11 protein-coding genes are annotated in these 14,914 nt (G+C 73.3%); 8 read left to right on the forward strand and 3 right to left on the reverse strand.

The window, feature by feature from the left end; translation table 11 throughout:
- Window positions 1-143 precede the first annotated feature (143 nt).
- Together ACIRPK_RS08135 and ACIRPK_RS08140 are read left to right on the forward strand one after the other, a co-directional pair.
- Window positions 144-3,335 (forward strand): UvrD-helicase domain-containing protein, encoded by a 3,192-nt coding sequence (locus tag ACIRPK_RS08135; protein WP_403034669.1) that lies wholly within the window; start codon window positions 144-146, stop codon window positions 3,333-3,335.
- A 283-nt stretch (window positions 3,336-3,618) separates the two neighbouring features.
- Window positions 3,619-4,740: a PP2C family protein-serine/threonine phosphatase gene (locus ACIRPK_RS08140; protein WP_403034672.1), complete on the forward strand. Its 1,122-nt coding sequence runs from the start codon at window positions 3,619-3,621 to the stop codon at window positions 4,738-4,740.
- A 382-nt stretch (window positions 4,741-5,122) separates the two neighbouring features.
- Here ACIRPK_RS08140 and ACIRPK_RS08145 read toward each other — a convergent pair whose 3' ends face one another.
- Window positions 5,123-6,043: an endonuclease/exonuclease/phosphatase family protein gene (locus ACIRPK_RS08145; RefSeq protein WP_403034675.1), complete on the reverse strand. Its 921-nt coding sequence runs from the start codon at window positions 6,041-6,043 to the stop codon at window positions 5,123-5,125.
- A 61-nt stretch (window positions 6,044-6,104) separates the two neighbouring features.
- Between ACIRPK_RS08145 and ACIRPK_RS08150 the strand changes: the two genes are divergently transcribed.
- From ACIRPK_RS08150 to nudC, 5 genes are all read left to right on the forward strand, one after another.
- Complete coding sequence (locus ACIRPK_RS08150; RefSeq protein ID WP_403034677.1) at window positions 6,105-6,725, forward strand: PadR family transcriptional regulator; 621 nt, start codon at window positions 6,105-6,107, stop codon at window positions 6,723-6,725.
- A 39-nt stretch (window positions 6,726-6,764) separates the two neighbouring features.
- Entirely contained in the window at window positions 6,765-7,535 is a 771-nt protein-coding gene (locus ACIRPK_RS08155; protein ID WP_403034679.1) for an ABC transporter ATP-binding protein, read from the forward strand.
- The gene (locus tag ACIRPK_RS08160) at window positions 7,532-10,375 is read left to right on the forward strand and encodes an FtsX-like permease family protein (protein WP_403034682.1); all 2,844 of its coding nucleotides are present in this window, start codon (window positions 7,532-7,534) and stop codon (window positions 10,373-10,375) included. Before ACIRPK_RS08155 ends, ACIRPK_RS08160 begins: the two co-directional genes overlap by 4 nt.
- A 106-nt stretch (window positions 10,376-10,481) precedes the next feature.
- Window positions 10,482-11,882 carry a dipeptidase gene (locus tag ACIRPK_RS08165; RefSeq protein ID WP_403034685.1) on the forward strand — a complete coding sequence of 467 codons (1,401 nt, stop codon included), beginning with the start codon at window positions 10,482-10,484 and terminating at the stop codon, window positions 11,880-11,882.
- A 63-nt stretch (window positions 11,883-11,945) separates the two neighbouring features.
- Complete coding sequence (nudC, locus tag ACIRPK_RS08170) at window positions 11,946-12,878, forward strand: NAD(+) diphosphatase (RefSeq protein WP_403034687.1); 933 nt, start codon at window positions 11,946-11,948, stop codon at window positions 12,876-12,878.
- Window positions 12,879-12,985: 107 nt separating this feature from the next.
- Here nudC and ACIRPK_RS08175 read toward each other — a convergent pair whose 3' ends face one another.
- On the reverse strand, window positions 12,986-13,480 hold the full coding sequence (locus tag ACIRPK_RS08175) for an ATP-binding protein (protein WP_403034690.1): 495 nt from the start codon (window positions 13,478-13,480) through the stop codon (window positions 12,986-12,988).
- Between the two features lie 187 nt (window positions 13,481-13,667).
- On the opposite strand from ACIRPK_RS08175, the gene ACIRPK_RS08180 reads away from it, so the two are divergent.
- Window positions 13,668-14,519 carry a GntR family transcriptional regulator gene (locus ACIRPK_RS08180; RefSeq protein WP_403034693.1) on the forward strand — a complete coding sequence of 284 codons (852 nt, stop codon included), beginning with the start codon at window positions 13,668-13,670 and terminating at the stop codon, window positions 14,517-14,519.
- 29 nt (window positions 14,520-14,548) lie between these two features.
- Here the strand turns inward: ACIRPK_RS08180 and ACIRPK_RS08185 are convergent, their stop codons facing one another.
- Entirely contained in the window at window positions 14,549-14,806 is a 258-nt protein-coding gene (locus ACIRPK_RS08185; protein WP_350661091.1) for a mycoredoxin, read from the reverse strand.
- Between the last annotated feature and the right edge of the window lie 108 nt (window positions 14,807-14,914).

A 14,914-nucleotide genomic window follows, 5' to 3' on the forward strand; every position in this document is an offset into this window, starting at 1 on the left:
TCTCCTCGCAGTTCCCCGAGCCCCTGGACAGTCGACCGCTGAGCGCCTGCCTACAGTGCAGCCGCGAGCCCTTGACCGCAGATGCCCGAGCGCCTGCGAAAGCGCAGCTCCGGCTCGTGGGTGCCCGCCGTTAGGGTTGGTGGATGCGATCCCTGCTCAGTGACCCGGTCCAGCTCAAGGAGCTGTTGGGGGTCCCGTTCAACCGGGAGCAGATGGCGGCGATCGGGGCGCCGCTGGAGCCCGCGGTGATCGTGGCGGGGGCCGGGTCGGGGAAGACCACGGTGATGGCCGCCCGGGTGGTGTGGCTGGTCGGGTCGGGGGCGGTGCGGCCGGAGCAGGTGCTCGGGCTGACGTTCACCAACAAGGCGGCGGGCGAGCTGGCCGAGCGGGTCAGGACGGCGTTGCTGCGGGCCGGTGTGCTGGACGCGGACGAGGACTCGCTCGGCGAACCGGAGATCTCCACCTACCACGCGTTCGCCGGCCGGCTGCTGAAGGAGCACGGCCTGCGGCTGGGCATCGAGCCGGACGTCCGGCTGCTCGCCGACGCCACCCGGTTCCAGCTGGCCGCGCGGGTGCTGCGGCACTCGCGCGGCCCGTACCCGGCGCTGACCGGTGCGTTCTCCGGCCTGGTCGCCGAGCTGATCGCGCTGGACTCGGAGCTGGCCGAGCACCTGGTGGAGCCCGCCCGGCTGCGGGACTTCGACCGGGAGCTGCTGGACCACGCGGCCACCGTGAAGCTGGGCAACGACGACCTGCGGGCGATCCCGGTGACGTCCCGGGCCCGGCTGGAGCTGCTGGAGCTGGTGGAGGAGTACCGGCGTCGCAAGCAGTCCGCCAACCTGATGGACTTCGGCGACCAGATCGCCGCCTCGGCCCGGCTGGCCCAGCAGCGTCCCGAGGTCGGGGTGTTGCTGCGGGAGCAGTTCCAGGTGGTGCTGCTGGACGAGTACCAGGACACCTCGGTGGCCCAACGTCTCATGCTGGCAGGGCTGTTCGGGTCGGGCAGCGGGCACCCGGTGACGGCGGTCGGTGACCCGTGCCAGGCGATCTACGGCTGGCGGGGTGCCTCGGTGGCCAACCTGGACGACTTCCCGCGGCACTTCCCGCGCCGCAACACCACGCCCGCGCACCGCTACTCGCTCAGTGAGAACCGTCGCAGCGGCGGCCGTCTGCTCGCCTTCGCCAACCAACTGGCCGTCCCGCTGCGGGAGATGCACGCGGGCGTGGAGGCGCTCCGGCCCGCGCCGGGCGCCGAGCTGGACGGCTTCGTGCGCTGTGCGCTGCTGCCCACCCACGCCGAGGAGGTGGAGTGGCTGGCCGACCGGATCGCCCACCTGACCGCCACCGGCACCGCGCCGGGCCGGATCGCGGTGCTCTGCCGCGGCGGTTCGGCGTTCCCGGACATCCACGCCGCGCTGGTCGCCCGGGAGGTGCCGGTCGAGGTGGTCGGGCTCGGCGGGTTGCTCCAACTGCCCGAGGTGGCCGACCTGGTGGCGGTCTGCGAGGTGCTGCAGGACCCGACCGCGAACGCCTCGCTGGTCCGGCTGCTGATCGGCCCGCGCTGGCGGATCGGTCCGCGCGACCTGGCGCTGCTCGGCCGCCGGGCCGCCGCGCTGGTGCGGACCGGGGTGGCCGGCGGTGCCGATCCGCTGGCGGCCGCGGTGGCGGAGACCGATCCGACCGAAGTGGTCTCGCTGGCCGACGCGTTGGAGAGCTTCCTGGACAAGGAGCAGCCCGACGAACTGCCGTTCTCGCCGGAGGCCCGGGTCCGGTTCGCCCATCTGGCCCGGGAGACCAGGGAGTTGCGCCGCTCGCTGGCCGAGCCGCTGATGGACGTGCTGCACCGGGTGCTGGCGGTCACCGGCCTGGAGGTCGAACTCTCCGCCTCCCCGACCGCGTTGGCCGCCCGCCGCCGGGAGACCCTGCACTCCTTCCTGGACGTGGCCGCCGGTTTCGCCGACCTGGACGGCGACCCGGGCCTGTCCGCCTTCCTGGCGTTCCTGCGGGCGGCACAGGAGTACGAGCGCGGCCTGGACAGCAGCCTGCCCGGCGGCGAGGACACCGTGAAGGTGCTCACCGCGCACAAGTCCAAGGGCCTGGAGTGGGACGTGGTGGCCGTGCCCGGGCTGGTCCGGGAGGCGTTCCCGAGCGCCAAGGGCCGGGAGCGCTGGACCAGTACCAAGAAGGTGCTCCCGCACGAGCTGCGCGGGGACGCCGCCACCCTGCCGGTGCTCGGCGACCTGACGCCCAAGGAGATGAAGCTCTTCAAGGCCGAGATGGCCGGGCACTCGGCCACCGAGGAGCTCCGGCTCGGCTACGTCGCCTTCACCCGCCCCCGGGAGCTGCTGCTCGCCTCCGGCCACTGGTGGGGCCCGAGCCAGAAGCGGCGGCGCGGCCCGTCGGCCTTCCTCACCGCGCTGTCCGAGCACGCCGCGCAGCCCGGCAACGGCGAGGTCGAGGTCTGGGCCGAGCCGCCACTGCCGGACGCCGTGAACCCGGCGCTGGACACCTCGGTGGAGACCCCCTGGCCGCTGCCGCTCGACCCCGCCGCCCAGCTGGCCCGGCGCCGGGTGGCCGAGGTGGTGCACCGCCGGCTGGCCGGCGAACCCGCGCCCGGTCCCGAGCGGATGAGCCCGGAGTCGGAGCGGCAGGTCGCCTCCTGGGACCGCGACCTGACGGCCCTGCTCGGTGAGCTGGAACGTTCCCGCCGGGCAGTGCGGGAGGTGCCGCTGCCCGCCTCGCTCTCCGCCACCCAGCTGCTCCGGCTCTCCGCCGACCCGGACGGCTTCGCCCGGGAGCTGGCCCGCCCGATGCCACGCCCGCCGCAGGCCGCCGCCCGCCGGGGCACCCGCTTCCACGCCTGGGTGCAGGCCCGGATCGAACCGCTGCTGCTGGTCGATCCGGACGCGCTCCCCGGCGTGGACGACGACGGCATCGAGGACGAGCACGACCTGGACCGGCTGAAGGAGGCGTTCCTGCGCAGCCCGTACGCGAACCGGCGGCCGTACCGGGTGGAGGCGCCGTTCCAGCTGGTGCTGGGCGGGCGGGTGGTGCGCGGCCGGATCGACGCGGTCTACCAGGAGAGTGACGGTGGCTCAGGGTCACCAGCAGCCCCCCGCTGGGAGGTGGTGGACTGGAAGACCCAGCGGGAGGAGACCGCCGACCCGCTCCAGCTGGCGATCTACCGGCTGGCCTGGGCCGAGCTGACGGGCGTCGAGCCGGAGCAGGTCACCGCCTCGTTCCTCTACGTCCGCAGCGGCCGGATCGAAAGACCGGCCGAACTTCCCAGCCGAAAAGAGTTGACCCGGCTCCTGATCGGGAATGACACAAGTTGAGTCACGCAGCGCATCCATTTCGTCACAGCATCGTGCGAAACCTGTGCGCTGTGCACTATTCGCGCCTATTGTGGGGTCGGTAACCGGTCACCCCCGAACTCCGGCCATCGGTCAGGGCTCCACGACCTGACCCTCTGTCATCACCGCAGGTGTCCCAGGCACCGGCCACCTTCTGCTGGAGAGACCGAAGTTGAGCGCGACCGGATGGATCAGAGACCGGCTCGCGGGGCCGACCCCGGGGGCTGTCCCGGGCACGGTCACCGGGACCTGGCCGAAAACTTCGATGGCACTGCCGTTCATCGGCATGCTGCTGGTGATCGCACTCGACTGGTTCAGCAACTCCGCGGTCACCGTCGAGCCCGCCCTCACCGCCGTCCCCGCGCTGGCCGCGGTGGTCAGCCGACGCACCTGGTACCCCCTGCTGATCGGACTGTTCACCGAGATCGCCGCCTTCGCGCTGGCCGGCTACCACGACGTGCTCGGCCAGTCCGTGCACAGCGCCACCGTGTTCGCGATCGCGCTGGTCGCCGGGATCGGCTGGGTCAGCGCCACCCTGCGGGTCCGCCAGGAGCAGGCCCTCGCCGACGCCCAACTGGTCGCCGAGGTCGCCCGCCGGGTCCTGCTGCGCTCCGTCCCGGACCGGGTCGGCAGCGTCCGGGCCGCCGTGCACTACGCCGCCGCCGCCGAGCACGCCTCGATCGGCGGCGACCTGTACGAGGTGGTGAACACCCGGCACGGCGTCCGCGCGGTGATCGGCGACGTCCGGGGCAAGGGCCTGGCCGCCGTCGAGACCGCCGCCGCCGTGCTCGGCGCGTTCCGCGAGGCCGCCCACCAGGAGCCCGCCCTGGACCGGGTGGCGGCTTGGCTGGCCGTCAGCCTGGACCGGGCCCTGCACGAGAACGACCACCCCGGCGTGGAGGAGGAGTTCGTCACCCTCCTGCTGATCAGCGTCTGCGCCGACGGCACCGCCGAGATCGTCAACTGCGGCCACCCCGCCCCGCTGCTGCTCCGCCCCGGCCAGGCCCCGCAGCCGCTCGAACTGCCCGAGACGGTGCCGCCGCTCGGTGTGCTCGACCCGGCGGACGTCCGGCCGCCGGTCCAACGCGTCCCGGTCCGCCCGGGCGACCGGGTCCTGCTCTTCACCGACGGCGTCATCGAGGCCCGCGACCACCGGGGCGTCTTCTACCCCCTCGCCGAACGCCTCCCCTACTGCGCGGTCGGCGGCCCGGTCGAGGTCCTCCGCCGCCTCCACGACGACGTGGTCCGCCACGTCGGGCGCAAGCTCGGGGACGACGCCGCGATGCTCCTCCTCCAGTACGAGCCGATCCTGCCCCAACTCCCGCACCAGAGCGCCCAGGCCAACCGGGCAGCACCGTCGGGGGCCCGGGGCTCCGCCGACCTTTAGGCAGGTGCTCAGCCGTCTACGGCGCCAGGGGCTCGGGGAACTGCGACGCCGGCCTCGTTCACGGTGATCCGTTCAGGGGGGTCAGGCACTTTCGCAGTGACCCGAGCGCCAGATCTCCTCGCAGTTCCCCGAGCCCCTGGGTAGTAGACGGCTGAGCGCCTGCCTACAGCGCAGTCCCCGAGCCCCTGGGTAGTAGACGGCTGAGCGCCTGCCTACGGCGCAGTCCCCGAGCCCCTGGGTAGTCGACCGCTGAGCGCCTGCCTGCGGCGCAGCCCCGAGCCCCTGACCGTAGATGCCCGAGCGCCTGCCGAAGGCGCAGCTCCCGAGCCCCTGGGTGATAGCACCGGAGTGCCTGCCAGGCGCTGTCCCGGGCTCTGGCTGGTTACAGGTCCACCTCGACCAGGAGCGGGCGGTGGTCGGAGATCCCGGTCCGGGGTGCGGCGGTGGTGCCGACGGCGGAGCGGGGGACGCCGGTGGCGAGTACGTGGTCGAACTGGACCGCCGGCCGGTGGGACGGGTAGGTCGGGGTCTTGGCGAGGTCGTGCCAGCCCTGGAGACGGGGGCGGGGCCCCCGGCCACTGCGGCGGCGGGGCAGTTGCCGCTGCGGCCGGCGGCCTAGTGCGGTGGCGCCGCCCAGCACCGTCCGGGGCACCGCCCCGATCAGGTTGAAGTCACCGAGCACCAGGTGCGGCTTCGGCAGGTCCGCGATCCAGCGCCGGATCGCCGCGAGCTGGGCCATGTTCCAGCCGGGTACGAAGGACAGGTGGGTGGCGACCACGGTGAACTCGCCCCGCTCGCCCTGGAGCACGGCGGCCAGCGCGGCCCGCGGTTCGTCCGGCACGGGGGTGAGCCCGCGCCGGCCGGCCACCCGGAGCGGCAGGCCGAACGGCGCCGGGGCGAACCGCCGGGCCCGCCACTGGCTGACGGGCAGTCGGGTGAGCAGGGCGGTGCCGTAGGACGGGGCGGCGGAGTCGCCGACCTCGTCGGGGCCGTAGACCTGGAGGCCCGGTACGGCGGGGTCGAGGATCCAGCCGGTGGACGCCGCCGGGCGGCCGTGCAGGGCGGCGGCGAACCGCCAGTCCGTCGCGCCCATCGCCTTGGCGGCCACCGCGGTCTGGTCGGCGAAGCCGGAGCGTTCCTGGTGGCGGTCCACCTCCTGGAGCGCGAGCACGTCCGGGGCCAGCCCGGCGACCGCGTCGGCCAGGGGGTCACCCGGGTCGGTGGGGTAGGGCAGCGGACTGCCGTCGGCGGCCAGCGGCTGGCCGTGCAACAGGTTGAAGGTGGCGATGCGCAGCGGGCTCACACCACGTGACGGTACCGGGAGAGCTTGAGGCCGTGGACCATACCGGGTATACATACTCGGTATGTCCATCCGTCACGGTCTGCTCGCCCTGCTCGATCAGGGCCCGCGCTACGGCTACCAGCTGAGAACCGAGTTCGAGGCTCGTACCGGTGCCACCTGGCCGCTCAACGTCGGTCAGGTCTACACCACGCTCGGCCGACTGGAGCGGGACGGCCTGGTCGCCCCGCACGGTGAGGACGCCGAGGGGCACGTCTACTACGCCGCCACCGACCAGGGACGCGAGGAACTGCGGCACTGGTTCGACACCCCGGTGCCCCGGACCAACCCGCCCCGGGACGAGCTGGCGATAAAGCTGGCGATGGCGGTCACCGTACCCGGGGTGGACGTCGAGGCGGTGGTCCAGGGTCAGCGCCGGCACAGCATGAAGGCGCTGCAGGACTACACCCGGCTCAAGGGCCAGGCGTTGACGGCCGAGGGGGAAGGCCGCTCCGACCTGGCCTGGCTGCTGGTGCTGGAGCAGCTGATCTTCCAGACCGAGGCCGAGATCCGCTGGCTGGACCACTGCGAGGTCCGGATCGCGCAGTACCGGCCGACACCCGAACCGGCCCCGCCACCTGCCCCGCCGGCCCCGGCCGCTCCGGCCGCAGAGACGCCCCGCGCCCGTAGGCGCGTCCGTTTCTGACCCACCCTCATCCGATCGAACGTCACAGCAGGGGGAGAGTTGACCACTCAGCAAGCCCGGTCCGGTACCGAAGCGGTGCTGCACCTGGAGAACGTCACCCGAGTCCACGGCCACGGCGCGGCCGAGGTGCACGCCCTGCGCGGCGTCGACCTCAAGGTGCACCCCGGCGAACTGGTCGCCGTGATGGGCCCGTCCGGCTCCGGCAAGTCCACCCTGCTGACCCTGGCCGGCGGGCTGGACACCCCGACCACCGGCCGGGTGCTGGTCGAGGGGCAGAGCCTCGGCGACCTCTCCCGCAAGCAGCAGGCGCAGACCCGGCGCCGGGCGATCGGCTACGTGTTCCAGGACTACAACCTGATACCCGCGCTGACCGCCGCCGAGAACATCGCGCTGCCCCGGGAGCTGGACGGCGTGTCGACCCGGGCCGCCCGGCGCGAGGCGCTCGCGGCCCTCGCCGAGCTGGGCATCGAGGAGCTGGCCGACCGTTTCCCCGACGACATGTCGGGCGGCCAGCAGCAGCGGGTGGCGATCGCCCGGGCACTGATCGGCGAACGCCGTCTGGTGCTCGCCGACGAACCGACCGGTGCGCTGGACTCCACCACGGGCGAGGCGGTGCTCGCCGTCCTGCGGGCCCGCTGCGACGCCGGAGCGGCGGCCATGCTGGTGACCCACGAGGCCCGGCACGCCGCCTGGGCGGACCGGGTGGTGTTCATCCGGGACGGCCGGGTGGTGGACGAGAGCGTCAGCCGGGACGCCGCCAGCCTGCTGGTGTCGGCCGCCACCAACAGCAACGGGCCGGGGGCGGAGTGAAGCTCGGCGCGTGGCGGGTGGCCCTGCGGATCGCCCGCCGGGACGCCCTGCAGGCCAAGGGCCGCAGCGCGCTGGTGATCGCGATGATCGCCCTTCCGGTGCTCGGGGTGGCCGGTGCCGACGTGGTTTTCCGCAGTGCCCAGCTCGAGCCGGAGCAGAAGATCGCCCGGATCATGGGCGAGGCCGACGCGATGGTGTCCGCGTACGGGCAGGGCATGATCGTGGTCCAGTCGCCGACACCGGGCGAGGGCATGTCGACGGACGGCCTGAGGGAGGGTCAGAAGCCCACCCCCGAGCAGCAGAGGAGCCTGGACGTCGAGCCGGGGGCGCTGGCCAAGGAGCTGCTGCCGGCCGGGGCCGAGCTGATCCGGGTGGTCCGGAGCGAGGGCACCACGGCGACCACCAAGGCCGGCCAGCTGAGGGTCGGGACCAGCGAGGCGGACCTCACGGACCCGATCTGGCGCGGCCGGATCGACCTGATCGACGGCCGGGCGCCGACCGCCGCCCAGGAGCTGGCTGTCACCGGTGAGTTCCTGAAGCTGTCCGGTCTCAAGATCGGTGACAGCACCACGCTGCGCGGCGTGGACCGGCCCTTCACCATCACCGCCGCGGTGGAGTTCCCCGGCGAGCTGGGCGAGAGCCAACTGATCGGCCGCCCGGACGTGCTGACCCGGGCACTGGCCAAGGCCAACGGGGCCAACGGGAGCAGGGGCGGCCCGTCCGGGTCCGGCGAGTGGCTGGTCCGACTGCCCGCCGGGCAGCAGCTGGGCTGGCCCAAGGTGCTGGAGCTGAACAAGTACGGCTTCCAGGTCACCTCGCGCGCCGTGCTGCTCGACCCGCCGCCGCGCTCCGAGGTCCCGTACTACAACCAGCAGAACCAGTACGGCGGCGATCTGATCGACAAGACCGCGCTGGCGGTGCTCGCCACGGTGGCCGGGATGGCGTTGCTGGAGATCGTGCTGCTGGCCGGCCCGGCCTTCGCCGTCGGTGCGCGTCGGTCCCGGCGCCAGCTCGGCCTGCTGGCCGCCGGCGGCGGTGACCGTTCGCACGTCCGCTCGGTGGTGCTCGGCGGCGGCATGGTGCTCGGGCTGACCGGCTCGGTGGTCGGGGTGGCGCTCGCGGCGGTCACCGTCGCGGTGGCCAGGCCGTGGCTGGAGGAGCTGGCCGGTCGCCGGTTCGGCAGCTTCGACCTGGTCCCGCTGGACCTGCTCGGCGTCGCCCTGATCGGGCTGGCCACCGGCCTGCTCGCGGCGGTCGTCCCGGCCGTCCAGGCGTCCCGGCAGGACGTGGTGGAGGCGCTCACCGGTCGGGGGTCGGTCAAGCCGCCCAGCCGCAAGCTGGCGCTGCTCGGCCTGCTGATGCTCGGTGGCGGCGCGGCGATCGCGCTGCTCGGCCCGCAGGTGGGCGACCGGGCGCTGGCGGTGCTCGGCGGATCGGTGATCGCCGAGCTCGGCATGGTGGCCTGTACGCCGATGCTGGTCGGCCTGTTCGGGAAGCTCGGCCGCTGGCTGCCGCTCAGCCCCCGGCTCGCGCTGCGCGACTCGGTCCGGCACCGGGGGCGGACCGCTCCGGCGGTGGCGGCCGTGATGGCGGCGGTGGCCGGTGCGGTCGCGGTCGGCATCTACGCCACCAGCTCCGACCAGGAGCAGCGGCAGGACTACCGGGCCACGCTGCCCAGCGGCGCGGTGAAGATCAGCCTGGGCTACGGCCCGGACGCCGAGCCCGGCCTGCTGGCGGCCGAGCGCGCCGCCCTGGAGCAGCAGATGTCCGGGCTGGGCCCGCGCGGCGACATCTTCGAGGCCGGGGTCGGTTCCACCCGGCGTCCCGGCAGCGGCTACCTCGAACTGAAGGTCCCGAAGGAGATCCGCTGCCCGCTGTACGACGACAACGGCCCGCTCCCCGACGAGGAGTACCAGCGGCTCCGCAAGGACCCGCGCTGCGTCCACCCGGTCGGGAACTACGCCTCGGTCTTCAACAGTCCCGTGCTGGCCGGTGACGCCACCGCGCTGGCCAACCTGACCGGGGTCCGCGACCCGGCGGCCGCGCAGGCGCTGGCCCAGGGCAAGGTGGTGGTCCTCGACCCGGACTTCGTCAAGGACGGCAGCATCACGCTGACCCTGGTGGAGCCGCTGCCCGAGGGGCAGAACAGCACCACGGGCCTGGTCCCCGGCAGCGACGGCAAGCTGACCAGGGCCGAGCCGAAGCGGCACGAGGTCAAGGCGGAGGCGGTGGTGTTCCCGTCGGCGCTGCACAACCTCGGCGCCTTCGCCAGCCCGGAGACCGCCCGCAGGCTGGGTCTGACGGTCACGGAGGGCGGCTCGGTCTGGCAGCCGGCCGAGATGCCGGGCAGTGCCGACGAGCAGAAGGCGGAGGCCGCACTGGCCAAGGTCGTGAGCGATGCCCAGTTCACCGTCGAGCGTGGCTACCAGGGCAGGAACGACCTGGTCCTGCTCGCGCTGACCGGCTTCGCCTCGATCGTCGCGCTGGGCGCGGCGGGGATCGCCACCGGGCTGGCCTCGGCCGACTCGCAGGGCGACCTCACCACCTTGGCGGCGGTCGGCGCGACCGGCGGGATCCGGCGCCGGCTGTCCGGCTTCCAGTGCGGGGTGATCGCCGCGATGGGCGCGCTGCTCGGCACCGTCAGCGGTGTGGTGCCCGCCGTCGCCCTGCGCAAGATCCAGGCCATTCCGATGGACCCGGACGGACCGGTCAAGGAAGCCGTGATCGCCTTCCCGTGGCTGAACATCGGGCTGACCCTGCTGGTGCTGCCCGCCGTGGCGGTGTTGCTGGCGATGCTGTTCACCCGGTCGAGGCTGACGCTGCTGCGCCGCTCGGCCTGAGGCTCCGTCACCTGCGTCACCTCCGACCCGGGGGTGACGCAGGTAACGAGTCCACACCTCGGGAGCACGGCGCATCGGGTCCGGGCGGCGAACTAAAGTCGTCCGTATGACGAAAACCCCGGACAGCGTCGTCCGCTCCTTCATCGACCTGCACCAGGACGAGTTCCTGCGCGATCTCGCCGACTGGCTGCGTATCCCCTCCGTCTCCGCCGACCCGGCCCGGGCCGGCGAGGTCCGCCGGTCCGCCGAGTGGCTGGCGGAGCAGCTGCGGGCCACCGGCTTCCCGGTGGTCGAGGTCTGGGAGACGGACGGGCTGCCCGCGGTGTTCGCCGAGTGGCCGTCCGGGGACCCGGCCGCGCCCACCGCGCTGGTCTACGGGCACCACGACGTGCAGCCCGCCGCGAAGGAGGACGGCTGGGCGACCGAGCCGTTCGAGCCGACCGTGGTCGGCCGCCGGCTGTACGCCCGGGGCGCGGCCGACGACAAGGGGCAGGTCTTCTTCCACACCCTGGGCCTGCGGGCCCACCTGGCCGCGACCGGCCGGACGGCGCCCGCGGTCAACCTCAAGCTGCTGGTGGAGGGCGAGGAGGAGTCCGGCTCGCCGAACTTCGAGGCGCTGATCCGCCGGGAGGCTGACCGGCTGGCCGCCGACGTGGTCTTCGTCTCCGACACCGGGATGTGGTCCGAGACCACCCCGACCGTCTGCACCGGCATGCGTGGCCTGGCCGACGCGCAGCTCGACCTGTACGGCCCGGACACCGACATCCACTCCGGTTCCTTCGGCGGCGCGGTACCCAACCCCGCCGAGGTGGCCGCCGAGCTGGTCGCCGGGCTGCACGACGCGGACCGCCGGGTCGCCGTGCCGGGCTTCTACGACGGCGTGGTGGAGCTGACGGACCGTGAGCGCGAACTGTTCGCCGCGCTGCCCTTCGACGAGGCGCAGTGGCTGCGGGTCGCCAAGTCGTCCGGCACCCGGGGCGAGGCCGGCTACTCCACCCTGGAGCGGGTCTGGGCCCGGCCGACCGCCGAGGTGAACGGCATCTGGGGCGGCTACACCGGCCCGGGCGGCAAGACCATCGTGCCCGCCGAGGCGCACCTCAAGCTGTCCTTCCGGCTGGTCGCCGGGCAGGAGATCGAGAAGGTCAGGGGGGCCGTCCGCAGTTGGGTGGCCGAGCAGGTGCCCGAGGGCATCCGGTACGAGCTGACCTTCCCCGGGGCCACCCGCCCCTGCCTGACCCCGCTGGACCACCCGGCGCTGAAGGCCACCGTCCGGGCGATGGGCCGGGCCTTCGAGCAGGAGATCCTGTTCACCCGCGAGGGCGGCTCGGGCCCGGCCGCCGACCTGCAGGACGTGCTCGGCGCCCCGGTGCTCTTCCTGGGGATCTCGGTGCCCTCGGACGGCTGGCACTCGGTGAACGAGAAGGTCGAGCTGGACCTGCTCGCCAAGGGCGTGGAGGCCGCCGCCCACCTGTGGAGCGAGCTGGCCGAGAGCTGGCCGCAGGCATGAACCTCCTGACAGCCACCGACCGTACGTCCGAACGAACGTCCGACCGAACGGAGAGGGACCGAGTTGAGCACCGCGCCTGACACCAAGCCGCTCGCGCTGGCCAGGGTCGGCGTCGACCGGGCCGCCCAGCACCGCTTCGACGAGCCGTGGCTGGCCGCGGCCTGGAGCCACCCGACCACCAAGGTGCTGCCGATCGCGGGCGGCGAGGTCTTCGTGGTCGACACCGAGCAGGGCACCGAGCTGGTGCTGCTGCCCTCGTTCGAGGCGCCGCAGACCGGTGACCGCTACTTCCTCGGCACCGACGAGGACGGCACCTCGTACTTCGCGATGGCGGGTTCCAGCCTGCCGGGGCGGCTGGACGGCGACGCCCGTCCGGCCGGGCTGCGCGAGGTCGGCGCGCTGCTCTCGGACCGGGACGCCGGGCTGCTGGTGCACGCCGTCGCGCTGGAGCACTGGCACCGGCTGCACAGCTTCTGCTCGCGCTGCGGCCAGCCGACCGAGAAGGCCGGGGCCGGGCACGTCCGGCGCTGCACCTCGTGCGCGGCCGAGCACTACCCGCGGACCGACCCGGCGGTGATCATGCTGATCACCGACGAGCACGACCGCTGCCTGCTGGGCCGGCAGGCGATCTGGCCGGAGGGCCGCTGGTCCACGCTGGCCGGGTTCGTCGAGCCGGGGGAGTCGATCGAGCAGGCGGTGGCCCGCGAGGTGCTGGAGGAGGCCGGGGTCAAGGTCGCCGAGGTCGGCTACGTGGCCAGCCAGCCCTGGCCGTTCCCGTCCAGCCTGATGCTCGGCTTCCTGGGCAAGGCCGACCCGGGCGGCACCGCGATCACGGTGGACGGCGAGGAGCTGGCGGAGGCGCGCTGGTTCTCCCGGGACGAGCTGCGGGCCGGGATGGAGGCGGGGGAGATCCTGCCGCCGTCGGGTATTTCGATCGCCCGTCATCTGGTCGAACTCTGGTACGGGGAACCGCTGCCGAGTGCGGCGCGCTGGTAGTCCGTCAGTAGGAGTGGAAAGGGGCGTGCGGCTGATTGCCGTACGCCCCTTTCAGTCATCGTGATTCCGTTGTCCGGCTATTTTCGACCGAATTCGAAATTACCTGCTCAGTCGTTCTTCCGGTCGACATCAAGCCAGCAGCTGACGGTCTTCCCGGTCAGCCGGGTGGTGACCGTCCAGTCGCTGCACAGCGCCCCGACGATGGCCAGCCCGCGGCCGTGGGCGTCCTCGTCGGCCGCCTCCCTGGCCTCCGGCAGGCTGCGGCCGAAGTCGGCCACCGAGATCTGCAGCGTGCGGTCGGTCAGCGCCAGCGTGATCGAGACCGCGCCCCGGCCGTGCCGCAGCGCGTTGGTGACCAGCTCGGACATCAGCAGCTCGGCGCTGTCGGTGAGTTCGGCGGCACCCCAGGCGGCCAGTGCCGTCCGGGTCAGCTGCCGGGCCCTGGCCACGTTGTGCGGCTGCGGCGGGAAGCTCGCGGTGGCGGACCAGGCGCCCCGGTCGGCCGCCTCCAGGGCCCGCCCCGGGCGATGGTCGGCACCGGCGGCCCCGGTGTGTGGAAGATTGATCGGCCGCGCCTTGAAGTGGCGCGCGGTACTGGTCACGGGCATGGCTCCGCCCCCGGGTGTACGTGGCTGGATGCGACCCTTCCGGGCAGACTTTCGTCAGAACCGGAGAGCCGCCGGGCGACTGCGAACGACCTGGTCGGGGTCAATACCGAGTTCCCCGATCTCGGCCAATATTGGCCGGTTTCGCTGAAATGGCGCAAGCCGGATCGCTACATTCACTCGGGTGACAATCCCACGGGGCAGTACCCAATCACCGAAGTACCAACGACTCGCCGCCGACCTGCGTCGCCGGATCGCCGCCGGGGAGTGGCGGGGCGACGCGCCACTGCCGGTCGAGACCGAGCTCGAGCAGCAGTACGGCGTCGCCCGGAACACCGTCCGGCTCGCGGTCGACGTGCTGGTCAACGAGGGCCGGCTGGTCCGGCTGCAGGGCAAGGGCACCTATCTGAAGGAGCATCCGGTGCTGGACCACCGGGTGTACGGCCCGGCCCTGCTGCCGGGCCAGCTGCCCGGGCAGCGGGACTGCCTGGCCGCGCCGACCGAGGTCTACGCCCGGGAGGCCAGGGCGGCCGGGCGCCGGCTCACGGTCGACTTCGAGATGCTGATCGTGCGGGCCCGGGTGGACATCGCCGAGCGGCTCGGGCTGCGGCCCGGCGAGGCGGTGGTGGTGCGCCGGCAGCTCCGGCTGCTGGACCGCGAGCCCTACTCGATCGAGGAGAGCCACTACCGGGCGGGCCTGGCGGCCGGCACCCCGCTGATGGAGCCGGACCCGGTGCCCGGCGGCGACGAGGCGGTGCTCGCCGCGCTCGGCCGGACCGAGATCGGTGCGGTGGACCACCTGGTCTCCCGGATGCCGGGCCCGGAGGAGGCGGCCTGGTTCCAGGGCGGCCCGGGCGCCCCGCTGCTGGTGCAGACCCGGGTCGGCTACGACGCGCGCGGCCCGGTCCGGGTGATCGAGACCAGGTACTCGGCGGACCGCTGCCGACTGGTCTACGGGCTCGGCGAGCTGAGTGCCAGGCCGGTGCCGGAGACACCGGTGGCCCCGCCCCGGGAGGAGCGGAGCCACGGGTTCTGACGCGCCGTCGGCGCGCTCGTGAGGCTCGGTCAGCCGGCCAGCGCGGCCTGCACCTGACGGAGGCTCGGGTTGGTCATCACGACCTGCTCGCCGCCGTTGACCGGCTTGACGATCACGGTCGGCACCACCTGGTTGCCGTTGTTGACCGACTCGACGTAGGAGGCCGAGGCCGGGTCCTCCTCGATGTTGATCACGTCGTAGCCGATGCCCTCGCGGTCCAGCTGGCTCTTCAGCCGGTTGCAGTACCCGCACCAGGTCGTGCTGTACATCGTGACGCTGCCGGACATGGCGGTGAACTCCTTCGGGAGGGGGCGTGCGGACAAGGCCGACAACGTCCGGCGGACGACGGAACATTCCGTGCGCCCGGCCGGTGTGCGGCGTACCACGCGCGCCGG

The organism is Kitasatospora sp. NPDC101801 (assembly GCF_044766665.1).
GTDB lineage: Bacteria > Actinomycetota > Actinomycetes > Streptomycetales > Streptomycetaceae > Kitasatospora.